The sequence below is a fragment of the Streptomyces sp. NPDC029139 genome (genome assembly GCF_055564335.1).
This window is the reverse complement of sequence record NZ_JBVHWN010000018.1, coordinates 1-23,029: the sequence shown is the minus strand read 5'-3', so window position 1 is coordinate 23,029 and position 23,029 is coordinate 1. Positions and strand designations below refer to the sequence as shown.

The window sequence follows — 23,029 nt, the reverse complement described above, 5'->3', positions numbered from 1 at the left end:
CCGCCGCCGCCCCTGGGAGCCCCTCATGTCCACCGCCCTGCGCATCTGCCCGCTCTGCGAAGCCACCTGCGGGCTGACCCTCACCCTCGACGGCAGCCGCGTCACCGCAGCCCGCGGAGACCGCGACGACGTCTTCAGCCAGGGCTTCATCTGCCCCAAGGGCGCCTCCTTCGGCGAGGTCGACGCCGACCCCGACCGGCTGACCCGGCCCCTCGTCCGCAAGGACGGCATCCTCCAGGAGGCCACCTGGGCCCAGGCGTTCGACACCATCGCCGCCCGGATGCGGCCGCTGGTCGAGACGCACGGGCCGAGCGCCGTGGGCATCGTCCTGGGCAACCCGAACGTCCACACCATGGCCGGCGCGCTCTACCCGCCCCTCCTGATCGGCGCTCTGGGCACGCGGAACCTCTTCACCGCCTCCACGCTCGACCAGATGCCCAAGCACGTCTCCAGCGGACTGCTCTTCGGCGACCCCTTCGCCATCCCCGTGCCGGACCTGGACCGCACCGCCCATCTGCTGATGCTCGGCGCCAACCCCCTGGAGTCCAACGGCAGTCTGTGCACCGCGCCGGACTTCCCCGGCAAGCTCAAGGCGCTCCGCAAGCGCGGCGGCACCCTCACCGTGGTCGACCCGCGCCGCACCCGTACCGCCCGGCTCGCCGACCGCCACGTGGCCATCCGCCCCGGTGCCGACGCCCTTTTCCTGGCCGCGCTCGTCCACACCCTCTTCGCGGAGGACCTCACCGACCTCGGCCCGCTCGCCGAGCACGTCGAAGGGGTCGAGGAGGTACGGGAAGCGGTACGGGACTTCACCCCCGAGGCCGTCGCCGCCGCCTGCGACGTGGACGCCGCCACCGTCCGCACCGTCGCCCGGGAGCTCGCCGCCGCCCCCTCGGCCGCCGTCTACGGCCGCATGGGCAGCTCCACCGTCGCGTACGGCACCCTCGCCAACTGGCTCGTCGACGTCCTCAACGTCCTCACCGGCAACCTCGACCGCCCCGGCGGCGCGCTCTTCCCGCTCTCCGCCACCGCCTCCGCGCCCCGCCCGGCCGGACCGGGCAAGGGCTTCGCGCTCGGCCGCTGGAGCAGCCGCGTCTCCGGCCACCCCGAGGCCAAGGGCGAACTCCCGACGGCCGCCCTCGCCGAGGAGATCGAGACCGAGGGCGAGGGCCGCATCCGGGCCGTGATCACGATCGCCGCCAACCCCGTCCTGTCCGCGCCCGACGGAAGGCGCCTCGACGCCGCGCTGGACGCCCTGGACTTCATGGTCGCGGTCGACCCGTACCTCAACGAGACCACCCGGCACGCCGACGTCGTGCTTCCCCCGCCGCCGCCCTCGCAGAGCGCCCACTTCGATTTCGCCTTCAACGGATTCGCCGTCCGCAACCAGGCCCGCTTCACCCCGGCCGCCGTCCCTCTGGAAGAGGGACGCATGGACGAGTGCGAGATCCACGCCCGGCTGATCCTCGCCGTCTCCGGGATGCACGGCGCCCCGCCCTCGGCCGTGGACGACCTCGCCATCGACACCACCCTCGCCAAGGCCGTCGCCCAGGAGCACTCGCCCGTCCACGGCGCCGACCCGAAGGCCGTCGCCGCCTCCCTCACGGGCGCCACGGGGCCCGAACGGCGCCTCGACATGATGCTCCGCCTCGGCCCGTACGACCTCACCCTCGACGACCTCCTCCGGGCGCCCCACGGCATCGACCTCGGCCCGCTGCAGCCCCGCGTGCCCGCGCTCCTCAAGACCCGCAGCGGCCGGGTCGAACTGCTGCCCGCCCCCCTCGCCGCCGACCTGCCCCGGCTGCGCGCCGCCCTGGACGCGGCCCCGGACGGGCTCGTCCTGGTCGGACGGCGGCATCTGCGCTCCAACAACAGCTGGCTGCACAACACGCCGTCCCTCAACGGCGGCTCCAACCGGTGCACCCTCCAGGTCCACCCGGACGACGCCGACCGCCTCGGCCTGGCCGACGGCAAGCCGGCCCGTATCAGGGCGGAGGGCGGAGAGCTGGAGGTCGAGGTGGAGATCACCGACGCCGTACGGAACGGGGTGGTGAGCCTGCCGCACGGCTGGGGGCACGACCGTCCGGGCACCCGTCTCACGGTCGCCGCCGCCCGCCCCGGGGTCAACGTCAACCAGCTCCTCGACGGCTCCCGGCTCGACCCGCTCTCCGGCACCGCCGTACTCAACGGATTCCCCGTGGAGGTATCACCCATCGTGTGACCTGGGGTTTTGCTCGTATTGCTCGCAGGTCGACACCTTGTTAACGGCTGAAGAGGGCACCTAACGTCATCGCGACCGCCGTTCTGGCGGGAGCCTCCCCGGTGGGAGTTCAAGGGTGAACGTGAGGTGTCCTCGATGCTGACCATCCTCGGCTTCGCCATGATCGCGACCTTCCTGGTCCTGATCATGACGAAGAAGATGTCGCCGATCGCGGCGCTCGTGCTGATACCGGCGCTCTTCTGCGTCTTCGTCGGCCAAGGGGCCCAGCTGGGCGACTACGTCATCGAAGGCGTCGGCAAGCTCGCGCCCACCGCGGCGATGCTGATGTTCGCCATCGTCTACTTCGGCGTGATGATCGACGTCGGTCTCTTCGACCCGATCGTCCGGGGCATCCTGCGCTTCTGCAAGGCCGACCCGCTGCGGGTCGTGGTCGGTACGGCGGTGCTCGCCGCGATCGTCTCGCTCGACGGCGACGGCTCGACCACCTTCATGATCACGGTCTCGGCGATGTACCCGCTCTACAAGCGGCTCGGGATGAGCCTGGTCGTCATGACCGGCGTCGCCGCCACCGCCAACGGCGTCATGAACACCCTGCCCTGGGGCGGCCCCACCGCCCGCGCCGCGACCGCGCTGAAGGTGGACGCGGCCGACATCTTCGTGCCGATGATCCCGGCCCTCGGCATGGGACTGCTGTTCGTCTTCGCCCTCGCGTACGTCCTCGGCCGCCGCGAGCGCAAGCGTGTCGGCTACCTCTCCCTGGACGAGGTCCTGGAGCCGGAGACGGAGACCGTCCTGGTCACGGCGGGTGGCGCAGGCGGTGGCGCCGGTACGGAGCGGACCGCGACGGCGGGCGCGGCCGGCGGCGGGGCGGGCGACGCGCCCGGCGTGACCGCGGGTGACGGCTTCCAGGGCCTCGACCCGAACCGTCCGACCCTGCGGCCCCGGCTGTACTGGTTCAACGCCGGCCTCACCGTCGCGCTGCTCGCCGCGATGATCCTCGAACTGCTGCCGATCCCGGTGCTCTTCCTCCTCGGCGCCGCGCTCGCGCTCACCGTCAACTACCCGAACATGGCCGAGCAGAAGGCCCGTATCGCCGCCCACGCCGACAACGTCCTCAACGTCGCCGGCATGGTCTTCGCCGCCGCCGTGTTCACCGGCGTCCTCACCGGTACGGGCATGGTCAAGCACATGGCCGACTGGCTCGTGGGGGCGATCCCGGACGGCATGGGCCCGCACATGGCCCTGGTCACGGGTGTCCTCAGCCTGCCGCTGACGTACTTCATGTCCAACGACGGCTTCTACTTCGGCGTCCTGCCGGTCCTCGCGGAGGCGGGCGCGGCGCACGGCGTGTCGCCGCTGGAGATCGCCCGCGCCTCGATCGCGGGCCAGGCCCTGCACATGTCGAGTCCGCTGGTTCCGGCCGTGTACGTCCTCGTCGGCATGGCGAAGGTGGAGTTCGGCGACCACACCAGGTTCACGGTGAAATGGGCGGCTCTCACGTCGCTGGTGGTCCTCGCGGCCGGGATCCTCTTCGGCGTCGTCTAGCGGGCGCTTTCGCGCCGGGCCGGTGGGCCCCTCTGCCGGGAGAGTGAATACGAAGGGTGTCGCGGCGCGGCTGCCACCCTGCGTATCCATGTCATGACAGATAGTCAGATTATCGGCTGATCCGTCCGACGTCTTCATGACTGGAGGAACCCCCGCATGACCGCTCAGGCAGTTCGCTCCCTGATGTCCACCGCCGTGGCGACCGTCGCCCTCGGCGGCGTCGCCCTCGCAGGCGCACCCGCAGCGTTCGCCGCCCCCGGTGACAACGGCGACATCAAGATCCACCACGGCGGCACAGCTCAGTCGGTGCCGCCCCGCACGGATGTCAACGACCAGCGCAATGAGCCGAAGGTGTGCGTGTTCTACATCGCCGCCTTCAACTTCGACATGGTGGAGCAGGTCACGTACACGATCTCGCCCCAGCCTCCGGTGGACAACACGTCCCTGACCGGTCAGATCAACCTGGCGACGAGGCACTACACCGATGACATCCGCCTGGCCGACGGCCAGTACAAGGTCGAGTGGACCTGGCCCGGCCAGTTGGGCGCCAAGAAGAGCAAGGTCTTCAAGGTCGACTGCAAGGACGACAACGGCAACGGCGGAAACGGCCACACCAAGCCCCCGCACAGGCCCCCGCACGGCCCGGTCGGTGCCGGCGGTGGCGGTAGCGCCGAGCTCGCGTCCGACAGCTCGACCTTCGGGGTCGGATCCGCCATCGCCGTCGGCGTCGCCGGCACGGCGGGCCTGATCCTCGTCCGTCGGTCGCGTCGGCGCACCGATGGCGCCGCGTAGGTCCCGCACCACGCGCCGACAGCGGCGTCTCCTCCGGCTCGCCCGGACGGTGGTGCTGACCCTGTCGCTGGTCGTCGGCGGCGTCTGGTGGGCCCAGGACGAGGAACCGTCCGGCCCGCCGATCGCCGCCGCCCCGGCCGCGCACGGGGCGGCCCCGGACTCCGGTTCCGCCCCGACCGGGCCGGGGCGGCACCACGACCCGAAGCCCGAGGCGCCGCCCCGGCCCAAGGCTCCGGATCGGCCGGCGGCTCCGGTCCGGCCCAAGCCGCCGCCGGCGCCCCTGGGACGCTCGCGCGCCACCAACCTCGCCATCCCGGCGATCACGATCGAGGCCCCGGTCATGGGGCTGGGGCTCGACCGTTCCGGACGGCTCGGTACCCCGCCGGCCGACAATCCCCGGATCGTCGGCTGGTACAAGGACGGCCCCAGCCCGGGCGAGCGGGGCGCGGCGATCGTCGTCGGCCACCGCGACACCCGCACGGGTCCGGCCATCTTCCTCAATCTGAACTCGCTCAGCCCGGGGAACACCGTACGGATCGCGCGGGCGGACGGCCGGGTCGCCGTCTTCACCGTCGACAAGGTCCGCACCTACACGAAGGAGGAGTTCCCCGACGAGGAGGTGTACGGCTCCACGAACCGGCCCGAACTGAGGCTGCTCACCTGCGGCGGCTCCTTCGACCCCAAGACGGGGTACGAGTCGAACGTCGTCGTCTTCGCCCACCTCACCGACATCGCCCGGAGGATCTGACCCGGGCGCCGTTCGCCGTTCCGGGGAGCGCTCGCCCCGGAACGGCGGTCTGCGCGCGTGCGGTCCTCCGGGCGACGTCGGTGCGACGAGGTCCGAGAACCGCTCCCGACCGGCCCTCCGGCCACCGAACCGCAAGGACGCGCCCATGCCCCTCCGCCTCCCGGCCGCTCCCACCCGTGCGCGTACCCGTACCCGTACCCGTGTCGCCGTCGCCGCCGCCGGGCTGATGCTCGCGGTCGGAGCCCCCGCCGCGTACGCCGCCCTCGGCGAGGAAGCGGTCGCGCCGAGCGTCACCACGGCGCAGACGCGCGGCAAGCCGTACGTCGAGACGAGGCTGTTCTTCGGGACGGAGCGCCCCGACGGCGGCCCGGACGTCACCGACGAGCAGTTCATGGCCTTCGTCGACACGGAGGTCACCCCCGCCTTTCCGGCCGGCCTGACCGTCCAGAACGGGCGTGGACAGTGGCGTGACCGCGGCGGCACCATCGAGCGGGAGCGTTCGTACGAGCTGATCCTGCTGTACCCGGCGGCCGAGGCGCCGCTGCACGACCCGCGGATCGAGCGGATCCGGGAGGCGTACCGGCGGGCCTTCGGGCAGGAGTCCGTGGCGCGGCTCGAGGAGCCGACCCTCGCCGACTTCTGAGCCGGCGGAGGGCGGCTCTGGCGCCGGAAAACTATCAGCGCTAGTTTGGTGCGCGGACCACGAACCGGCCGGTAGGTGCAGAGGAGACAGCGGATGAAGAGCCACGACGCGATGTACATCGGCGGGGAGTGGCGCCCCGCCTCCTCCGACGCCACGATCGCGGTCATCAACCCGGCGGACGAGCAGGTCATCGGCCACGTCCCGGCCGGCACCGCCGAGGACGTCGACGCCGCCGTGCGCGCCGCGCGCGCCGCGTTCCCCGGCTGGGCCGCCACCCCGCCCGCCGAACGCGCGGCCCTGATCGGCGCACTGCGCGACGCGCTCGCGGCACGCGCGGAGGAGATCGCCGCCACCGTCACCGCCGAGCTCGGGGCTCCGCCCCAGCTCGCCGCCGCCGTCCACGCCGGCCTGCCGATCGCCGTCGCCGGGTCGTACGCGGAACTCGCCGCCACGTACTCCTTCGAGGAGAAGGTCGGCAACTCCACCGTCTACTCCGAGCCCGTCGGCGTCGTCGGTGCCATCACCCCGTGGAACTACCCGCTCCACCAGATCGTCGCCAAGGTCGCCCCCGCGCTCGCCGCCGGATGCACCGTCGTCCTCAAGCCCGCCGAGGACACCCCGCTCGTCGCCCAGCTCTTCGCCGAGGCCGTTCACGAGGCGGGCATCCCGGCCGGCGTCTTCAACCTGGTCACCGGCCTGGGGCCGGTCGCCGGCCAGGCCCTCGCGGAGCACGAGGACGTCGACCTCGTCTCCTTCACCGGTTCGACCGCCGTCGGCCGGCAGATCGGCGCCACCGCCGGCGGAGCCGTCAAGCGGGTCGCCCTGGAGCTCGGCGGCAAGTCCGCCAACGTCATCCTGCCGAGCGCCGACCTCGGCAAGGCCGTGGCCGTCGGCATCGCCAACGTCATGTCCAACTCCGGCCAGACGTGCAGCGCCTGGACGCGGATGCTCGTTCCCGCCGACCGGTACGACGAGGCGGTGGCGCTGGCCGCCCAGGCCGTCGCGAAGTACGTCCCCGGCGAGCGCGTCGGCCCCCTCGTCAACGCCAAGCAGCAGCAGCGGGTGCGCGGCTACATCGAGAAGGGCGTGGCCGAGGGCGCCCGGATCGTCGCAGGCGGCCCCGAGGCCCCGCGGGAGACCGGCTACTACGTCTCCCCGACCGTCTTCGCCGACGTCACCCCGGACATGACCATCGCCCAGGAGGAGATCTTCGGCCCGGTCGTGTCGATCCTCCGGTACGAGGACGAGGACGAGGCCCTCGCCATCGCCAACGGGACGGTCTACGGCCTCGCCGGCGCCGTCTGGGGCGAGCCGGAGGCGGCCGTGGCCTTCGCCCGCCGGATGGAGACGGGGCAGGTCGACATCAACGGCGGCCGCTTCAACCCGCTGGCCCCGTTCGGCGGCTACAAGCAGTCGGGCGTGGGGCGCGAACTCGGGTCCCACGGCCTCGCCGAGTACCTCCAGACCAAGTCCCTGCAGTTCTGAGCGCCCGAGGAGTTGTGAGCGTGATCCGCGCCGCGATAATGCCCGCCGTCGGCTCCCCCCTGGAGATCGCCGGCATCGAACTGCCCGAGCCCGGACCCGGCCAGGTCCGCATCCGCCTCGCCGCCGCGGGGGTCTGTCACTCCGACCTGTCCCTCTCCAACGGGACCATGCGCCTGCCCCTGCCCGCCGTCCTCGGCCACGAGGGCGCCGGTACGGTCCTCTCCGTCGGCGAGGGCGTCACCCATGTCGCCCCCGGTGACGAGGTCGTCCTCAACTGGGCGCCGTCCTGCGGCACCTGCCACCCCTGCTCGATCGGCGAGATCTGGCTCTGCGCCGACGCCCTCACGGGCGCGGCGAACGTGCACGCGGTGGCCGAGGACGGCACCGAGCTCCACCCCGGCCTGAACGTCGGCGCCTTCGCGGAGGAGACCGTCGTCCCGGCCCGCTGCGTGCTGCCCGCTCCGGAGGGGGTGCCGCTCACCGACGCCGCCCTGCTGGGCTGCGCCGTCCTGACCGGCTGGGGCGCGATCCACCACTCGGCGCGGGTGCGTCAGGGCGAGTCCGTCGCCGTCTTCGGCGTCGGGGGCGTGGGCCTCGCCACGCTGCAGGCCGCCCGGATCGCCGGCGCCTCGACGATCGTGGCGGTCGACGTGTCGCCCGAGAAGGAGGCCCTGGCCCGGGCGGCGGGAGCCACCGAGTACGTCGTCGCCTCCGAGACCACCGCCAGGGAGATCCGGAAGCTCACCGGCGGTCACGGCGTCGACGTGGCCGTCGAGTGCGTCGGCCGCGCCGTCACCATCCGTACCGCCTGGGACTCCACCCGGCGGGGAGGCCGCACCACGGTCGTCGGCATCGGCGGCAAGGACCAGCAGGTCACCTTTCACGCGTTGGAGATCTTCCACTGGGGCCGGACCCTGTCCGGCTGCGTGTACGGGAACTCCAACCCGGCCGAGGACCTGCCGGTCCTCGCCGAGCACATCCGGGCCGGCCGCCTCGACCTGAGCGCGCTGGTGACCGAGCGGATCACCCTGGACGGCATCCCCGGCGCCTTCGACAACATGCTCGCGGGCAAGGGCGGCCGGGCCCTGGTGGTCTTCTAGGGGTGTCGAGAAGAATCCCGCCCGGCCCGCCCTAGACCTTGCCCTTGTCGGGGATCTCGGCTTCGGGCCGGGCCTGGGCCGGCGCCGCGTCGGCGCTCTCGGCCCTCTCCTGCGGGGGCTTCGGCCGGGAGCGCGAGACGGCCACGCCGGCCAGGCACAGCGCGCCACCCGCGAGCGTCAGCAGTCCCGGCAGCTCACCGAGGAACACCCAGGCCATGACGACCACCAGCGCCGGCACGGCGTACGTCGTCGCGCCCATCCGGCCCGCGGTCGTCCGGGCCAGGGCGTAGGCCCAGGTCGTGAACGCGAGGGCCGTCGGGAAGACCCCGAGGTACACCATGTTCAGGGTCGCGGAGAGCGGGGCCCGGCCCGCCTCGTCGATGAGCTGCCCCGCGAACGGCAGACAGGCCACCGTGCCGACCAGACACCCGAAGGTCGTGACCTGCAGGGCGCTTCCGTGGGCGAGCGCCGGCTTCTGGGCGACGACACCACCCGCGTAGGCCGCGGCGGCGAGCAGGCAGAGCACCACGCCGAGGACCGAGGCGTGCCCCTCGTCCGACATCGAGAGGCCCACGGCCACGGCCCCCGCGAACGACACGCCCATCCCCGCGATCAGCCGGGGCGGCAGCCTCTCGCCGAGGAACCGGGCGCCGAGCAGCGCGATCAGGATCGGCCCGATGTTCACGACCATCGCGGCCGTGCCCGCGTCGACCTCCTGCTCACCCCAGTTCAGCACCACCATGTACGCGCCGAACCACAGGAGTCCGGAGACCGCGATCCCCGGCCAGGCCGCCCGCGACGGCAGCCCCTCCCGCCGGATCAGGAGGACCGCTCCGAGGACGAGAGCCCCGGCGAGGAGCCGGCCGAGGGCGAGCGCGCCGGGGGAGTAGGCGGCCCCGGCGCTGCGGATCGAGACGAAGGCGGAGGCCCACAGGACGACGGTGACACCGGCCGCGGCGAGCGCGAGGCGTGAGGTGGCGGGGGAGTTGGTCATGGGGTGACCGTAGGCCCTGAATGGTTCGGCGTTCACCGAATTATCGCCGGCTCGATACCGAGGGCCCGGTGGAGGGCGTCCTCCCCCTCCGGGGTCACCTTCACGGCGCGTTCGGTCCCGATCCGTACGCACCAGCCGCTCTCCAGCGCGTGCGCGCAGAGCGCCGCGCCGGCGACCCCCGCGAGATGCGGCTTGCGCTCGGTCAGGTCGAGACAGCCGCGGGCGACGGGCCGCCGCCCCCTGGCGGTCAGCGGGATGCCGTGCTCACCGAACCACGCCACGCCCCGGTCGGTGAGCGCGAACCCGGTGTCCTGGCGCAGCAGCCCGCGCACGGTCATCGCCTCCGTGATCGCGATCCCCAGACGCCCGGCGAGATGGTCGTAACAGGTACGTCCCCGTGCCATCGCCCGCCCGGCACCGGCGGCCCGCAGCGAGCGAGGCGGCTCCGCGGCCGCGGGCTCGGACCGGGCCGCGAGATCCTCGACGAGGTGCGCGATCCCGGAATCGGCGAGACGCACGTACCGGTGCCGGCCCTGCCGCTCCTCGGTGAGCACCCCGCCCGCGACGAGCTTGCCGAGGTGTTCACTGGCGGTGGACGGCGCCACGCGCGCGTGGCGGGCGAGTTCCCCGGCCGTCCAGGCCCGCCCGTCGAGCAGGGCGAGCAGGAACGCGGCGCGGGTCTCGTCGGCGAGGAGCGCCGCCAGGGCGGCGAGGTCTCTGGGTGCCATGGGGACAGCATGGCGCGGTCACGGTTCGGCGAGGGCCGAAGGGTCCCGGCGCGGGCGTTCGGAGGGCCCCGGACCTCGGTGGCGTCCCCGCGCCGCCGGACCGTGGCGCCACCCCGAGGTGTCGCTTCAGGAGTCGCTCGTCGCGTCCTGTCGCGTCCAGGTCCCCCGCACCCCTGCCTCGTACTGCACCGCCAGACCGTCGAGCAGCGCCCGCAGGCCCGTCTCGAACGCGCCCTCGTCGACCTTCTGCCGGTGCTCGGCCAGGAGGTGCGCCTGGCCCAGGTGAGGGTAGTCCGCCGGGTCGTAGGCCGTCTCGTCGTCGACGAAGCCCCGGGCGAAGGAGCCCAGCGCCGAGCCGGTGACGAAGTAGCGCATCAGCGCGCCGATGTACGTGGCCTGGGCCGGTGGCCAGCCCGCCCGGACCATCGCGCCGAAGACGGCGTCGGCGACCTTCAGGCCCGCCGGGCGGCGGCCGGGGCCCTGCGCCAGGACCGGGACGATGTTCGGGTGGTCGGCGAGGGCGGCGCGGTAGGAGGCGGCCCAGTCACCGAGCGCCGTACGCCAGTCGCGGCCGTCGCCTTCCTCGAACATCGACAGGTCGACCTTCGCGCTGACCGCGTCGGCGACGGCGTCGAGGATCTCGTCCTTGGTGCGGAAGTGGTTGTAGAGCGAGGGCCCGCTCACTCCGAGCTCGGCCGCGAGCCGCCGCGTGGAGACGGCGGCGAGGCCCTCCGCGTCCACGAGCGCGCTCGCCGTCTCGACGATCCGGTCTCGGCTGAGGAGGGGCTTGCGCGGTCGGGCCATGGCGCACATAGTAGGGCTGCGCCTAGAAACTAGCAGTGCTAATTAAACTCGTCCCGAAGGTCGGTGTGGCAGTGAACCTGGAGCTCAGCGAGGAACAGGAAGCCGTACGGCAGCTCGCCGAGGACTTCGTCGCCCGCGAGGTCGCCCCGCACGTCGTCGCGTGGGACCGCGCCGAGGACGTCGACCGGTCGATCGTCAAGAAGCTCGGCGCCGTCGGCTTCCTCGGACTCACCATCCCGGAGGAGTACGGCGGCTCCGGCGGCGACCACCTCGCCTACTGCCTCGTCACCGAGGAGCTCGGCCGCGGCGACTCCTCCGTGCGCGGCATCGTCTCCGTCTCGCTCGGGCTCGTCGCCAAGACCATCGCGTCCTGGGGCACCGAGGAGCAGAAGCGCGCCTGGCTGCCCAGGCTCAGCTCCGGCGAGGCCGTCGGCTGCTTCGGGCTGACCGAGCCCGGCACCGGCTCGGACGCCGGCAGCCTCGCCACCAAGGCCGTCCGGGACGGTGACACGTACGTCGTCAACGGCTCCAAGATGTTCATCACCAACGGCACCTGGGCCGATGTCGTCCTGCTCTTCGCCCGCACCGGCGAAGAGCCCGGTCACCGGGGCGTCTCCGCCTTCCTCGTGCCCACGGACACCCCGGGCCTCAGCCGCCGCACCATCCACGGCAAGCTCGGGCTGCGCGGCCAGGCGACCGCCGAACTGATCCTGGAGGACGTCCGCGTCCCCGCCTCCGCGATGCTCGGCCCCGAGGGCAAGGGCTTCTCCCTCGCCATGTCCGCCCTGGCCAAGGGGCGGATGTCGGTCGCCGCCGGCTGTGTCGGCATCGCGCAGGCCGCGCTCGACGCGGCTGTGCGCTACGCGGGGGAGCGCGAACAGTTCGGCAAGCCCATCGCCTCGTACCAGCTGGTGCAGGAGCTGATCAGCGACATCGCCGTCGACGTCGACGCCTCCCGGCTGCTGACCTGGCGCGTCGCCGATCTGATCGACCGGGGACAGGAGTTCGCCACCGCCGCCTCGAAGGCCAAGCTGTACGCCTCCGAGGCCGCCGTCCGCGCCGCCAACAACGCCCTCCAGGTCTTCGGAGGCTACGGCTACATCGACGAGTACCCGGTCGGGAAGCTGCTGCGCGACGCCCGGGTGATGACGCTGTACGAGGGCACCAGCCAGATCCAGAAGCTGATCATCGGACGCGCCCTGACAGGCGTCTCGGCGTTCTGAGGACGAGCGGCGCCCGGCCGGGCTTCCCGGCACCGGGACCGCCCGGAGAGGATCCGCACTCTAAGCGCTTGCTCAGCTTCGTTGTATGGTGTTCGTCCTGACGGCTGGAGTAAGGGGCGAACGATGAGCGCGGCGGACGCGGCGGAGGAGACGCCCGGCGGCGAGGACGTGCCGTGGGGCGAGGTCACGCCCGAGGCGGCCAGGAGGCTGCTCGTCGCGGCCGTCGAGGCGTTCGCCGAGCGCGGCTACCACGCCACCACGACCCGGGACATCGCGGGCCGGGCCGGCATGAGCCCGGCCGCGCTCTACATCCACTACAAGACCAAGGAAGAGCTGCTCCACCGGATCAGCCGCATCGGCCACGACAGGGCCCTGGAGATCCTTCGGGCCGCGGCCGACGGCGAGGGCACGGCCGGCGAGCGCCTCGCGGACGCCGTACGGTCCTTCGTGCGCTGGCACGCCGAGCGGCACACCACCGCCCGGGTCGTGCAGTACGAGCTCGACGCGCTCGGCCCCGAGCACCGCGCCGAGATCGTCGAGCTGCGCCGCGAGTCCGACGCGGCCGTGCGGGGGATCATCAACGAGGGTGTCGCGGCCGGGGAGTTCGACGTGCCGGACGTGGCGGGCACCACCGTGGCGGTGCTCTCCCTCTGTATCGACGTCTCGCGCTGGTTCAACACGCAGGGCCGGCGGACGCCGGACGAGGTCGGCGCGCTCTACGCCGACCTCGTGCTGCGGATGGTGGGCGCTCAGAAGTAGTAGCGCGAGACCGACTCGGCGACGCAGACCGGCTTGTCGCCGCCCTCGCGCTCCACCGTCACGGCGGCGGTGACCTGCACGCCGCCGCCGGCCTCCTCGACCTTCGTCAGCACCGCGCTCGCGCGCAGCCGGGAGCCGACGGGCACGGGGGAGGGGAAACGCACCTTCTCCGTGCCGTAGTTGATGCCCATCTTCATGCCCTCGACGCGCATGATCTGCGGAACCAGCGCCGGCAGCAGGGACAGCGTGAGATAGCCGTGCGCGATCGTCTTCCCGAACGGCCCGGCGGCCGCCCGCTCCGGGTCCACGTGGATCCACTGGTGATCGCCGGTCGCGTCGGCGAACAGATCGATCCGCTTCTGGTCGATCTCCAGCCAGTCACTGTGGCCCAGCTGCTCGCCGACTCCGGCGCGCAGCTCCTCGGCGGAGGTGAAGATCCTCGGCTCAGCCATGTTTCCTCGTCCCTTCTCGTACCTGTGAGCACTGTCTAAGCGCTTGCTCAGCATGTGGGGGTGGGGGGTCCGCTGTCAACGGACAAGTAGGGTTCGAGGAGTGCCGCAGATTCCAGAGAAGATCCATGAACTCACCGTCGGCCAGCTGTCCGCGCGCAGCGGCGCCGCCGTGTCCGCCTTGCACTTCTACGAGACCAAGGGCCTGATCAGCAGCCGCCGCACCAGCGGCAACCAGCGTCGCTACGGCCGCGACATCCTCCGCAGGGTCGCCTTCATCCGGGCCGCGCAGCGCGTCGGCATCCCGCTCGCGACCATCCGCGACGCGCTCGCCGAACTCCCCGAGGAGCGCACCCCCACCAACGAGGACTGGGCGCGGCTCTCGGCCGCCTGGCGCACCGAGCTCGACGAGCGGATCAAGCAGCTCGGACGGCTGCGCGATCACCTGACCGACTGCATCGGCTGCGGATGCCTGTCGCTGCAGACCTGTGTGCTGTCCAACCCCGACGACGTGTTCGGCGAGCGGATGACGGGCTCGCGCCTGATGGCGGAGAGCCGGAACGCCTCCTGACGAACGCTCCGGTCGCACGGAGAGGGGCCCGCCACCCCCGTGGACGGGCCCCTCGGTTCCGGTCGGCCGGATCACTCGTACTCCGTACCGCCCTTACGGGTCAGATAGGCCGGGCTGACGGCCTTGGCGATGGCGCGGCCCCCGACCACCGGGCTGTACCGCTCCGTCACCGGGCGGATCACGACGCCCTCCCGCAGATGCAGCTCGCGCCCGGACACGGTCTCCCGGCCGCTCGCCAGCTCCAGCACTCGGTCCGGGTCGTACGGCCCCGTGTACAGCCGCGGTACGAGCGGCAGTTCACCCGGCTCCAGGACCTCGGCCGGGTCCAGCCACCGCACCTGGCCGTCGATCTCGGCCGACACGTCGAAGACGGCGTAACCGAGGTCCTCGCCGCGGGCGTTCGCGCCGTAGCCCAGGTCCTGCACACCGGCCCCGTACACCTCACCGAACAGCCCGACCCGGCGGGCGCCGAGCCGCTCGGCGAGCCGCGCCGCGACCGCCGGCACACCGTGGCCGTGGATCGCCCGCCAGTACAGATTCCGCGGATCCTCCCGGAGCGCCAGCCCCTTCGCGCCGAACCCCTTCGAGGAGACGCGCAGCCGGCCGTCCTCGGCGACGTACGTCGCCAGACAGGCCGAACCGTGCAGCTTCTCCGTCAGGACCACCGGCTCGCCGGGCTCGAACATGTCCGGATACCGCTGCAGGTTCTCGATGTCGACCCACGGCAGCAGATCCGGCGCGGACTCCACGTCCCCGCTCATCGTCGGCGGGATCGGCGGCACCCACTTGCTGATGCCCAGGACCTCGGCGAAGTCCCTCCCCTCGGCGGCGGCGGCGACCAGGTCGACCTCCGCCAGCGCCCTGGGCCGGCACACGATCCCCTGCGACAACTCCCCGCGCAGCCGCACGGCCTTGACCCGGTCCGACGCCTTCCCGGCCAGCCGCCCGGTCAGCCCGAGCTCGTCGACGAGCGAGGCGGGCAGCACGGCCTGCTCCGGGATGTACACGGCGACATCACCGGTGCGGTACGCGCCCTTGGCGACAACGGCTCGATACAGGCCCACCTGGGCCAGTTCGAGCGCGTCGGCGTTCGGATGCTCATGGACGGTCAGCGGCTCGGCGGTGACGCGCAGGGTCGACATGTCGGTTCTCCGGGGACTCGGGTGTCGGTCTCATCGCCGATCACTGTGCCGGAGCGAAAATGCCCTGAGCCACCGGATTTTGGGCTGCTAGCCTCACCGGCCCCCTACTCGGGGACGGTCACCGAGACCGCCGCCGCCACGAGCTGGGCGTTCGACCCCGCCGGGCTGCCGTCCGGCAGGAGGAGGGTGTCCTCCAGGCCGATCCGGGTGGACAGGCCCAGGCAGCGGGCCAGGCGGAGGACCGGCCAGGTGGCGCCGTTCTCGCCGTGGAGGAGGACCGGGCGGCCGTGGGCGCGGCCCAGCCGGCTCAACAGGGCGCGGGCCGTGGACGGGGCGGTCGCCGGGTCCGGGTCCGTGACCTCCGCGAGGATCCGCAGCACCCTGGGCGCCAGGGGCGAGCGGAGGAACCGCTCAGGGCCGTCCGTGCCCGACCAGAGGCCCGCCTCCACACCGACGCCACGGTCCAGCAGCGCCGCCGCCAGCTCCTCGGCCCCCGGCTCGTGCCAGTTCACGGAGGCGTGGTCGGGAAGGGCCGTCCACGCGCGGACGCGCTCCACCCTCCGGACCGGGTCGGGCTCCGCCCAGGCACCCGTCGTCACACCCACCGGCACGTCCACGGCCTCCCGCAGCGCCACCAGGGTCTCCGCCACCACCCGCGGCGACAGCGTGTCGCCCCCGCACGGGGTCTTCGGGTGCACGTGCACGTCCGAGGCCCCCGCCGCGACCGACTCCGCCGCGGCTTCCGCCATGGCGGCCGGCGACATCGGCACCGCTGCCGCATCGCCGGGCCCGCGGCCCCCGTTCAGACAGACCTGGATCATGCCACCGACGCCAGCCGCGGCATCGCGTCACCCCGGGCCCGCGCCAGCGCCCGCGAGGTCAGCACCGCTCGCGGCACCACCACCCCGCAGTCACCGCACACCGGACCGAACCACGGCTCGTCGTCCAGGTCCGGCCGCCACTCGATCCGGGGCCCCGCGCACACCGGGCAGCTCTCCCCGGGCCCGGACTCGAGCGCCGTGATCAGCCGCCGCAGCACCTCGGCCAGCGGCTCGGACGGGTGCACCGCCGGATCGTCGCACCGCGCCACCCCGTTGCCGCCCCAGGTCCGCCGGTGCCAGTCGTCGAGCGCGCCGGGCCGGCGCAGCCCGAGGTGCTTCTCGTGCCGCCGCCGCGCCGCGAACTCCTTCTCGTACGCGAGCCAGACGGCCCGCGCCTCCTCCAACTCCTCCAGAGCGGCCACCAGCCGCCCCGGATCCAGGTCCCGGTCCTCGGGCCCGAACCTGTGCCTGCGGCACAGGTGGTCCCAGGTCGCGCGGTGCCCGTACGGGGCGAACCGCTCCAGGCACTTGCGCAGCGAATACCGCCGCAGCGCCGTGTCGCACCCCGGATCACGCACCTGTCTCGCAAGACTCCGGAAACCCGCCATCGCTCCGCACCTCCGTCGGTGGTACTTCGGCGTCAAGGACGTTATGGGATGGACGAACGACTGCCCCGTCGTGTTCCATCGAAAATCCGATGGGGGCCATCAGAGGCGTGAATTCGACGGGCCGACGGAGGCGCGCGGAAGGGAGCCGTGGCGGGACGTACCGGCCGGGACGCGGCCTACCGCCGCCCGATCCGGCCCGCCGCAGCCACCACCCGCGCCAGCTCCGGGTGGCAGATGTCACTGTGCTCGCCGACCACCTCCGCCGCGTCGACGCTCACGCAGCCCGCCGCCGGGACACCGTCGCGCAGCGCCCGCGCCAGGGTCAGCACGGGCGTGCCGGGAACCGCCTGGACGCCGTCGTGACCGATGGCCCCCCACCGCTTGTCGCCGGCGAGCAACGACTCGGCGTCCCGGGCCAGGCGCGAGGCCAGCGGGTAGATCACGCGCAGGGCCGTGTCGTGCCGCGAGTAGCAGGCCACCACCGGACCGTCGACCCGCCGCTGGAGATCGCGCAGCGAACCGCCCCTGCCCGGCTCGTGCGGAAGACTGGCCGAGAACGCGTAGTGCGAGAAAGCCCCCTGGAGCAGCGTCACCGACGCCACGTTCCGTGCCCCGGTGGGCAGCCCGCGCAGGGCGTACGAGACGAGCCGGGCCCCCATGCTGTGTCCGACGAGATGGATCCGCAGACCGGGGGAGGAGCGGGCCAGTTCACCGAGCAGCGGCCCGAGCCCCCGCTCGCCCACCGTGCCGGAACGGCGCTTCATCGTGTAGTACGTCGCCTGCCGCAGAGCCTCCCGCGCGCCCTTCCAGTACCGCGTCATCCGCCCACCGAACGCCTCGCGCGGCGTGGGCACGCTCCCCGGTCCCGCCGCCTCCTCCAGCGCGTCGGCGAACATCGCGCAGACGGCCACCGGGTCCCCGAGCAGGAAGTCCGGCACGTCCGGGCCCTCCTGCGCGTAACCACGCGAGCCGTGGGAGTCGGTCAACTCCCGCAACAGCTCCCCGAATTCGGCGAGGGCCGCCTCGTCGTCCGGCTGCTCCCGCAGCAGCGTGGCCAGCCGTTCCACCACCCCTTCCTTGCCCGGGTGCACGGCCGCCACGGCCTCCATGTCGGGGATCGGCCCGTCCGTGACCGCCCCGGCCACCGACTCGAAGTCGGGGATCGGCTCGTCCGAGAACATCATCGACGGCCACACCACCCCCGCGTAGCCCGCCCGCACCTCGGGCCTCACGGCCTGCGGAAACGGGGCGAAGAACGCGCCGTACAGCCGGGTGGCCACGGAGCGGGAGTTGTTCCACCCGTGGGCGAACGCCACCAGATCCGTGACCCCCTGCCGGGCCAGCCCCGCGAGCGCGTCGTGCTGCCCGGCCGCCCCGTCCCCGTCCTTGTCGAAGGTGATCTCCCGGTACGGCTCCACACTGATCCCGGCCATGGTCTGCCCGTCCCTCCGCGTCGGGGAAGCGCCTGAGGAATCACTTCCCGCGCCAGCATCCTGCGCGAGCGGAGGGACGGCCAGGCTTTCAGCGGAGACGCGCCGCGGAGATCTCCGGGAAGTGGACGACCAGGTCGTACGAGGTGGCGAGCCGGACCGGCGCCTGGTTGCCCGCCCACGGATACGCGGTGCCGATCAGCCAGGTGGGGCGGTGCACGTCCAGCCGGCCGCGGGCGGCGGGCGTCGCCGCGCGCAGGTCGCCCGGGCGATCAGGGTGGAGGCGGGTTGGCCGCGGCGGCCCGTCCGCCGACAGGCTTGATCCATGAACACGCTCACACGACAGCGGTTACCCCTGGTGGGGGCGGTCGTGGCACTCTGATCCCTCCTGAGGCGGTCCACCGTCAGCTGTAGAGCAGGTACTCCTCCCGTACGGCACGGAACGCGGCCAGGTCCGCGCCCCACGCCCCCACCACCTCGTCCGTGTCCGCGCCCGCGTCGATCAGGGTCCGTACCCGCGTCGAACCGGTCAGCTTGTCGATCCAGTGGTCGGGGCGCCAGGCGAAGCCGCTCCACGAGCGCCTGGCGCTGACGAGGAGCCCGATCCCGGTCCGTACCGGGTCGAACGCCGCCCGGTCGTGCACCTGCACATGCACGCCGCCGACCGTCCTGCCCTGGAACTTGGAGAACGTCGGGGCGAAGTACGCCTCGCGGAAGCGCACCCCGGGCAGCTCCAGGGCGTTCGCGGCCTCCGCCCACCGCCGGTCGATCCCCTCCGCTCCGAGCAGCTCGAAGGGGCGGGTGGTGCCGCGCCCCTCGGAGAGGTTGGTGCCCTCGAAGAGGCAGGTGCCGGCGTAGACGAGCGCGGTGTCCGGCGTGGGCATGTTGGGGCTCGGCGGGACCCAGGGCAGCCCGGTGGCGTCGAAGAAGTCGCGCCGCCTCCACCCCGACATCCGTACGGTCTCCAGCTCCACCGGCCGCGTCAGGAACTCCCCGTTGAACAGCCGGGCCAGCTCCGACACCGTCATCCCGTGGGCCTGCGCGATCGGCTCGCGCCCCACGAAGGTGGCGAAGGAACGGTCGAGGACCGGACCGAGCGCCGCCCGCCCGGTGACCGGATTCGGCCGGTCCAGGACGACGAACCGTTTCCCCGCCAGCGCGGCCGCCACCATGCAGTCGTAGAGCGTCCAGATGTACGTGTAGAAGCGCGCACCCACGTCCTGGATGTCGAAGACGACGGTGTCCACGCCCGAGGCGGTGAAGACGTCCGCGAGCGGCTGCCCGCTCTTGAGGTACGTGTCGTAGACGGGAAGCCCGGTCGCGGGATCGTCGTACCGGCCCTCCGAGCCGCCCGCCTGCGCCGTGCCACGGAAACCGTGCTCGGGGCCGAAGACGGCCACCAGGTCGACCCGGTCGTCGGCGTGCATGACGTCGACGACGTGCCGGACGTCGGACGCGATCCCGGTGGGGTTGGTGACGACGCCGACCCGCTGTCCGGCGAGCGGGGCGTACCCGCCGGCGGCCAGCCGCTCGAAGCCGGTGCGGACCCGGCGGCCGCCCTCCTGGGCGGCGGCCACGGGCGCCGCGGCGGCCCCCAGCCCCACCGCGCCGCCCACGGCCAGCAGGCCGCGCCTCGACAGTCCCGAACGTCCGGACAGGCTCATACGGAAACCTCCTTGATCGCCCTCCCTGACATGGGCTGGCACGCTAGCGCTCCTGACGGCCCCAGGGAACGAGGCGTGCGCGGGAGGTCTTCCCGAGGTCTTCCCCTGCCACATACCGACTGGTTAGTCTGCTGGGACTGTCGTAACCGAGAGGCGGGTCCCGATGAGTACGGTGCAGGGCGCTGGAGTGGTCGTCACGGGCGCGGGAGGCGGGATCGGAGCCGCGCTGGCCCGCCGGTTCGCCGCCGAGGGCGCCCGGGTCGTCGTCAACGACCTCGACCCCGGCCGCACCAAGGCGGTCGCCGAGGAGATCGGCGCCATCGCCGTGGCCGGAGACGCCTCGGAGATCGTCGAGGAGGCCCGCGAGGCCCTTGCCGGCGCCGGCGCCTCCCTCGATGTCTGGTGCGCCAACGCCGGTCTCGCCTCGCCCGGCGACGCCTTCGCCGACGAGGCCGTCTGGGCCGCCGCCTGGGACGTCAACGTCATGGCCCATGTCCGCGCGGCCCGCGCTCTGCTGCCCGGCTGGCTGGAGCGCGGCACCGGCCGCTTCGTCTCCACGGTCTCCGCCGCCGGCCTGCTCACCATGGTCGGCGCCGCCCCGTACAGCGTTTCCAAGCACGGCGCGTACGCCTTCGCCGAATGGCTCTCCCTCACCTACCGCCACCGCGGCATCAAGGTCCACGCGATCTGCCCGCAGGGCGTACGGACGGACATGCTCACCGCCGCCGGATCGGCCGGCGACCTGGTCCTGGCCCCCACCGCCATCGAGCCCGAGGATGTCGCCGACTCCCTCTTCGACGCCATGGAGGCCGACCGCTTCCTGGTCCTGCCGCACCCCGAGGTGGCCACGTACTACCAGGCCAGGGCGGCCGACCCCGAGCGCTGGCTCGGCAACATGAACCACCTCCAGCGGAAGTGGGAAGGGGTGGGCGCATGACCCCGAGCGAGTCGATCTACGCGGCCAGGCCGTGGCTCGCCCAGCTGACCGAGGTCCAGCGGGGCCCGATCACCCCGCCCGACACCGTGCTGCACGCCTTCCGGGCCGCCGCCGCCCGGGCCCCCGAACACCCGGCCCTGGCCTACTTCGACGGCCGCCTGACCTACCGCGAGACCGACGCGCTGTCCGACTCGGTCGCCGGACACCTCGCCGCCCGCGGCCTGAGCCGGGGCGACCGGGTCGCGATCATGCTCCAGAACAGCCCGCACTTCGTCCTCGCCCTGCTCGGCGCGTGGAAGGCGGGCGCGACCGTCGTTCCGCTGAACCCGATGTACAAGTCGGCCGAGGTCGGGCACGCCCTGCGGGACTCCGGCGCCACCGCCCTCGTCTGCTCCGACCGGGCCTGGGACGCGTACCTGCGCGAGACCGCCGCCGACTCCTCCGTACGCATCGCGCTCACCGCCTGTGAACGCGACCTGCAGACCCGCGACGACCCCCGGGTGCTCGGCTTCGAGCCGGTCGCGACCGAGGCCGACGACCTGCTGACCGTCGCCCGCGCCGGACACCCCGCCCCCGCCGACCGCACACCCGCCGCCGACGACGTGGCCCTGATCAGCTACACCTCCGGCACCAGCGGCACCCCCAAGGGCGCCCTCAACCTCCACCGGGGCATCACCTACAACGCCGAGCGCCAGCGCACCGGACACCCCGTCCCCGAGGGAGCCGGCTACTTCGTGCTCGCCCCGCTCTTCCACATCACCGGCCTGGTCTGCGAGCTCGCCGCCTGCTTCGGCAACGCCGGCACCCTCGTCCTCGCCTACCGCTTCGACGCCGGTGTCGTCCTCGACGCCTTCCTCGAGCACCGCCCCGCGTACACGGTCGGCCCCTCCACCGCCTTCATGGCCCTCGCCGCCCACCCCGGGGCGACCCGCGACCACTTCTCCTCGTTCCTGGTCATCTCCTCGGGCGGGGCGCCCGTGCCGCCGGCCCTGGTGGAGAAGTTCCGCGCCGGCTTCGGTCCGTACATCCACAACGGCTACGGCCTCACCGAGTGCACCGCCCCCTGCGCCGCGGTGCCGCCCGAGAAGGAGGCGCCGGTCGATTCCGCCTCCGGCACGCTGTCGGTCGGCGTCCCCGGCCCCGACACGCTCGTCCGCATCCTGGACGAGACGGGCGCGGAGGTGCCCTTCGGCGAGCAGGGCGAGATCGCGGTGCGCGGCCCCCAGGTCGTCCCCGGCTACTGGCGGCTCCCGGAGGCCACCGCGCAGACCTTCCCGGACGGGGAGCTGCGCACCGGCGACATCGGCTTCATGGACGCGGACGGCTGGCTCTACGTCGTCGACCGCAAGAAGGACATGATCAACGCCTCCGGCTTCAAGGTCTGGCCGCGGGAGGTCGAGGACGTCCTCTACACCCACCCGGCCGTCCGTGAGGCCGCCGTCGTCGGCGTCCCCGACTCCTACCGTGGTGAGACGGTCAAGGCGTACGTCAGCCTGCGCCCGGGTGCCGTCGTCGGCCCCGCCGAGCTCTCCGCCTACTGTGAGCAGCGACTCGCCGCGTACAAGTACCCGCGCGAGGTGGAGATCCTGGCGGAGCTGCCCAAGACGACCAGTGGGAAGATCCTGAGGCGGGAACTGCGTTCCCCCCAGCGATGACGATCATGAGTGAAAGGCGGCGGCGCATGGCCAGGACGACGGACGGGAGCGGTACACCCGTCCCCCAGAGGCTGCTGGCCGCCGCCACACGGCTCTTCGCGGAGCGTGGCTACGACCGCACCTCCGTCCAGGAGATCGTGGAGGCGGCGGGTGTCACGAAGGGCGCGCTCTACCACTACTTCGGTTCCAAGGAGGACCTCCTCCAGGAGGTCTACTCCCGGGTGCTGCGGCTCCAGCAGGAACGGCTCGACGCCTTCGCGGACGCCGACGCCCCGGTGGAGCGGCGGCTGCGCGACGCCGCCGCCGACGTCGTGGTCACCACGATCGACAACCTCGACGACGCCTCGATCTTCTTCCGCTCGATGCACCACCTCAGCCCGGAGAAGAACAAGCAGGTGCGCGCCGAGCGGCGGCGCTACCACGAGCGCTTCCGGGCGCTGATCGAGGAGGGCCAGCGGGCCGGGGTGTTCTCCGCGGCGACTCCGGCCGACCTGGTCGTGGACTACCACTTCGGCTCGATCCACCACCTGTCCACCTGGTACCGCCCGGACGGCCCCCTCACCCCGCAGCAGGTCGCCGACCAGCTCGCCGACCTGCTGCTGAGGGCGCTGCGGCCCTAGGCCGTGTCCGGAAAGTAGCGCCGTCTGCCCGCAGGGCAGGGCCCGCGGCGTCTGGTGCGTGCGATCGCAAGGCGGAGGGCCGCCCTCGTA

23 protein-coding genes are annotated in these 23,029 nt (G+C 72.9%); 13 read left to right on the top strand and 10 right to left on the bottom strand.

The window, feature by feature from the left end; translation table 11 throughout:
• Positions 1-25 precede the first annotated feature (25 nt).
• The 7 genes from ACZ4VW_RS29445 to ACZ4VW_RS29415 all read left to right on the top strand — a co-directional run bounded on the left by ACZ4VW_RS29445 (position 26) and on the right by ACZ4VW_RS29415 (position 8,534).
• Positions 26-2,221, top strand: a complete 2,196-nt coding sequence (locus tag ACZ4VW_RS29445) for a molybdopterin-dependent oxidoreductase (protein ID WP_467967631.1) — start codon at positions 26-28, stop codon at positions 2,219-2,221.
• Positions 2,222-2,356: 135 nt separating this feature from the next.
• A complete protein-coding gene (locus tag ACZ4VW_RS29440) occupies positions 2,357-3,766 on the top strand; it encodes a CitMHS family transporter (protein WP_467967629.1) in 1,410 nt (469 codons plus the stop codon).
• Between the two features lie 156 nt (positions 3,767-3,922).
• Entirely contained in the window at positions 3,923-4,558 is a 636-nt protein-coding gene (locus ACZ4VW_RS29435) for a hypothetical protein (protein WP_467967627.1), read from the top strand.
• On the top strand, positions 4,545-5,306 hold the full coding sequence (locus ACZ4VW_RS29430) for a class F sortase (protein ID WP_467967625.1): 762 nt from the start codon (positions 4,545-4,547) through the stop codon (positions 5,304-5,306). Before ACZ4VW_RS29435 ends, ACZ4VW_RS29430 begins: the two co-directional genes overlap by 14 nt.
• A 145-nt stretch (positions 5,307-5,451) precedes the next feature.
• The gene (locus ACZ4VW_RS29425) at positions 5,452-5,949 is read left to right on the top strand and encodes a DUF3574 domain-containing protein (RefSeq protein WP_467967624.1); all 498 of its coding nucleotides are present in this window, start codon (positions 5,452-5,454) and stop codon (positions 5,947-5,949) included.
• 93 nt (positions 5,950-6,042) lie between these two features.
• Positions 6,043-7,434: an aldehyde dehydrogenase family protein gene (locus ACZ4VW_RS29420; protein WP_467967622.1), complete on the top strand. Its 1,392-nt coding sequence runs from the start codon at positions 6,043-6,045 to the stop codon at positions 7,432-7,434.
• 38 nt (positions 7,435-7,472) lie between these two features.
• Positions 7,473-8,534 carry a zinc-binding dehydrogenase gene (locus tag ACZ4VW_RS29415; RefSeq protein ID WP_467967620.1) on the top strand — a complete coding sequence of 354 codons (1,062 nt, stop codon included), beginning with the start codon at positions 7,473-7,475 and terminating at the stop codon, positions 8,532-8,534.
• A 31-nt stretch (positions 8,535-8,565) separates the two neighbouring features.
• Here ACZ4VW_RS29415 and ACZ4VW_RS29410 read toward each other — a convergent pair whose 3' ends face one another.
• The 3 genes from ACZ4VW_RS29410 to ACZ4VW_RS29400 form a co-directional block, all read right to left on the bottom strand.
• Positions 8,566-9,528 carry a DMT family transporter gene (locus ACZ4VW_RS29410; RefSeq protein WP_467967618.1) on the bottom strand — a complete coding sequence of 321 codons (963 nt, stop codon included), beginning with the start codon at positions 9,526-9,528 and terminating at the stop codon, positions 8,566-8,568.
• Between the two features lie 32 nt (positions 9,529-9,560).
• The gene (locus tag ACZ4VW_RS29405; protein WP_467967616.1) at positions 9,561-10,256 is read right to left on the bottom strand and encodes an ArsR/SmtB family transcription factor; all 696 of its coding nucleotides are present in this window, start codon (positions 10,254-10,256) and stop codon (positions 9,561-9,563) included.
• Between the two features lie 126 nt (positions 10,257-10,382).
• A complete protein-coding gene (locus ACZ4VW_RS29400; protein ID WP_355116239.1) occupies positions 10,383-11,060 on the bottom strand; it encodes a TetR/AcrR family transcriptional regulator in 678 nt (225 codons plus the stop codon).
• Positions 11,061-11,131: 71 nt separating this feature from the next.
• On the opposite strand from ACZ4VW_RS29400, the gene ACZ4VW_RS29395 reads away from it, so the two are divergent.
• Both ACZ4VW_RS29395 and ACZ4VW_RS29390 read left to right on the top strand, forming a co-directional pair.
• Complete coding sequence (locus ACZ4VW_RS29395) at positions 11,132-12,283, top strand: acyl-CoA dehydrogenase family protein (RefSeq protein WP_467967614.1); 1,152 nt, start codon at positions 11,132-11,134, stop codon at positions 12,281-12,283.
• A 123-nt stretch (positions 12,284-12,406) separates the two neighbouring features.
• On the top strand, positions 12,407-13,042 hold the full coding sequence (locus tag ACZ4VW_RS29390; RefSeq protein ID WP_467967612.1) for a TetR/AcrR family transcriptional regulator: 636 nt from the start codon (positions 12,407-12,409) through the stop codon (positions 13,040-13,042).
• Here the strand turns inward: ACZ4VW_RS29390 and ACZ4VW_RS29385 are convergent.
• Positions 13,033-13,494: a MaoC family dehydratase gene (locus ACZ4VW_RS29385; RefSeq protein WP_467967610.1), complete on the bottom strand. Its 462-nt coding sequence runs from the start codon at positions 13,492-13,494 to the stop codon at positions 13,033-13,035. The two genes, ACZ4VW_RS29390 and ACZ4VW_RS29385, sit on opposite strands and share 10 nt — an antisense overlap.
• A gap of 100 nt (positions 13,495-13,594) precedes the next feature.
• Between ACZ4VW_RS29385 and soxR the strand changes: the two genes are divergently transcribed.
• Positions 13,595-14,062, top strand: a complete 468-nt coding sequence (gene soxR / locus ACZ4VW_RS29380; protein WP_467967608.1) for a redox-sensitive transcriptional activator SoxR — start codon at positions 13,595-13,597, stop codon at positions 14,060-14,062.
• 71 nt (positions 14,063-14,133) lie between these two features.
• Here the strand turns inward: soxR and ACZ4VW_RS29375 are convergent, their stop codons facing one another.
• The 6 genes from ACZ4VW_RS29375 to ACZ4VW_RS29350 all read right to left on the bottom strand — a co-directional run bounded on the left by ACZ4VW_RS29375 (position 14,134) and on the right by ACZ4VW_RS29350 (position 19,727).
• A complete protein-coding gene (locus ACZ4VW_RS29375; protein WP_467967606.1) occupies positions 14,134-15,204 on the bottom strand; it encodes an RNA ligase (ATP) in 1,071 nt (356 codons plus the stop codon).
• 104 nt (positions 15,205-15,308) lie between these two features.
• Positions 15,309-16,025: a 3-keto-5-aminohexanoate cleavage protein gene (locus tag ACZ4VW_RS29370; protein WP_467967604.1), complete on the bottom strand. Its 717-nt coding sequence runs from the start codon at positions 16,023-16,025 to the stop codon at positions 15,309-15,311.
• On the bottom strand, positions 16,022-16,633 hold the full coding sequence (locus ACZ4VW_RS29365) for a hypothetical protein (RefSeq protein ID WP_467967602.1): 612 nt from the start codon (positions 16,631-16,633) through the stop codon (positions 16,022-16,024). The genes ACZ4VW_RS29370 and ACZ4VW_RS29365 overlap by 4 nt, the downstream gene beginning before the upstream one ends.
• A gap of 176 nt (positions 16,634-16,809) precedes the next feature.
• Positions 16,810-18,066 carry an alpha/beta hydrolase gene (locus ACZ4VW_RS29360; RefSeq protein WP_467967600.1) on the bottom strand — a complete coding sequence of 419 codons (1,257 nt, stop codon included), beginning with the start codon at positions 18,064-18,066 and terminating at the stop codon, positions 16,810-16,812.
• 88 nt (positions 18,067-18,154) lie between these two features.
• On the bottom strand, positions 18,155-18,283 hold the full coding sequence (locus tag ACZ4VW_RS29355) for a hypothetical protein (protein ID WP_467967598.1): 129 nt from the start codon (positions 18,281-18,283) through the stop codon (positions 18,155-18,157).
• Positions 18,284-18,467: 184 nt separating this feature from the next.
• On the bottom strand, positions 18,468-19,727 hold the full coding sequence (locus ACZ4VW_RS29350) for an exo-beta-N-acetylmuramidase NamZ family protein (protein ID WP_467967596.1): 1,260 nt from the start codon (positions 19,725-19,727) through the stop codon (positions 18,468-18,470).
• A gap of 163 nt (positions 19,728-19,890) precedes the next feature.
• On the opposite strand from ACZ4VW_RS29350, the gene ACZ4VW_RS29345 reads away from it, so the two are divergent.
• From ACZ4VW_RS29345 to ACZ4VW_RS29335, 3 genes are read left to right on the top strand one after another with little or no spacing between them, the layout of a single operon-like run.
• Positions 19,891-20,664, top strand: a complete 774-nt coding sequence (locus tag ACZ4VW_RS29345; RefSeq protein ID WP_467967594.1) for an SDR family oxidoreductase — start codon at positions 19,891-19,893, stop codon at positions 20,662-20,664.
• Positions 20,661-22,319: an AMP-binding protein gene (locus ACZ4VW_RS29340; RefSeq protein ID WP_467967592.1), complete on the top strand. Its 1,659-nt coding sequence runs from the start codon at positions 20,661-20,663 to the stop codon at positions 22,317-22,319. Before ACZ4VW_RS29345 ends, ACZ4VW_RS29340 begins: the two co-directional genes overlap by 4 nt.
• A 26-nt stretch (positions 22,320-22,345) precedes the next feature.
• Entirely contained in the window at positions 22,346-22,939 is a 594-nt protein-coding gene (locus ACZ4VW_RS29335) for a TetR/AcrR family transcriptional regulator (RefSeq protein ID WP_467967591.1), read from the top strand.
• The last annotated feature ends 90 nt before the right edge of the window (positions 22,940-23,029 follow it).

Coding starts and splice junctions, on each gene's coding strand:
- ACZ4VW_RS29445 (WP_467967631.1), top strand. CDS start 26: ATGTCCACCGCCCTGCGCATCTGCCCGCTCTGCGAAGCCACCTGCGGG.
- ACZ4VW_RS29440 (WP_467967629.1), top strand. CDS start 2,357: ATGCTGACCATCCTCGGCTTCGCCATGATCGCGACCTTCCTGGTCCTG.
- ACZ4VW_RS29435 (WP_467967627.1), top strand. CDS start 3,923: ATGACCGCTCAGGCAGTTCGCTCCCTGATGTCCACCGCCGTGGCGACC.
- ACZ4VW_RS29430 (WP_467967625.1), top strand. CDS start 4,545: ATGGCGCCGCGTAGGTCCCGCACCACGCGCCGACAGCGGCGTCTCCTC.
- ACZ4VW_RS29425 (WP_467967624.1), top strand. CDS start 5,452: ATGCCCCTCCGCCTCCCGGCCGCTCCCACCCGTGCGCGTACCCGTACC.
- ACZ4VW_RS29420 (WP_467967622.1), top strand. CDS start 6,043: ATGAAGAGCCACGACGCGATGTACATCGGCGGGGAGTGGCGCCCCGCC.
- ACZ4VW_RS29415 (WP_467967620.1), top strand. CDS start 7,473: ATGCCCGCCGTCGGCTCCCCCCTGGAGATCGCCGGCATCGAACTGCCC.
- ACZ4VW_RS29410 (WP_467967618.1), bottom strand. CDS start 9,528: ATGACCAACTCCCCCGCCACCTCACGCCTCGCGCTCGCCGCGGCCGGT.
- ACZ4VW_RS29405 (WP_467967616.1), bottom strand. CDS start 10,256: ATGGCACCCAGAGACCTCGCCGCCCTGGCGGCGCTCCTCGCCGACGAG.
- ACZ4VW_RS29400 (WP_355116239.1), bottom strand. CDS start 11,060: ATGGCCCGACCGCGCAAGCCCCTCCTCAGCCGAGACCGGATCGTCGAG.
- ACZ4VW_RS29390 (WP_467967612.1), top strand. CDS start 12,407: ATGAGCGCGGCGGACGCGGCGGAGGAGACGCCCGGCGGCGAGGACGTG.
- ACZ4VW_RS29385 (WP_467967610.1), bottom strand. CDS start 13,494: ATGGCTGAGCCGAGGATCTTCACCTCCGCCGAGGAGCTGCGCGCCGGA.
- ACZ4VW_RS29375 (WP_467967606.1), bottom strand. CDS start 15,204: ATGTCGACCCTGCGCGTCACCGCCGAGCCGCTGACCGTCCATGAGCAT.
- ACZ4VW_RS29370 (WP_467967604.1), bottom strand. CDS start 16,025: ATGATCCAGGTCTGTCTGAACGGGGGCCGCGGGCCCGGCGATGCGGCA.
- ACZ4VW_RS29365 (WP_467967602.1), bottom strand. CDS start 16,633: ATGGCGGGTTTCCGGAGTCTTGCGAGACAGGTGCGTGATCCGGGGTGC.
- ACZ4VW_RS29360 (WP_467967600.1), bottom strand. CDS start 18,066: ATGGCCGGGATCAGTGTGGAGCCGTACCGGGAGATCACCTTCGACAAG.
- ACZ4VW_RS29350 (WP_467967596.1), bottom strand. CDS start 19,727: ATGAGCCTGTCCGGACGTTCGGGACTGTCGAGGCGCGGCCTGCTGGCC.
- ACZ4VW_RS29345 (WP_467967594.1), top strand. CDS start 19,891: ATGAGTACGGTGCAGGGCGCTGGAGTGGTCGTCACGGGCGCGGGAGGC.
- ACZ4VW_RS29340 (WP_467967592.1), top strand. CDS start 20,661: ATGACCCCGAGCGAGTCGATCTACGCGGCCAGGCCGTGGCTCGCCCAG.
- ACZ4VW_RS29335 (WP_467967591.1), top strand. CDS start 22,346: ATGGCCAGGACGACGGACGGGAGCGGTACACCCGTCCCCCAGAGGCTG.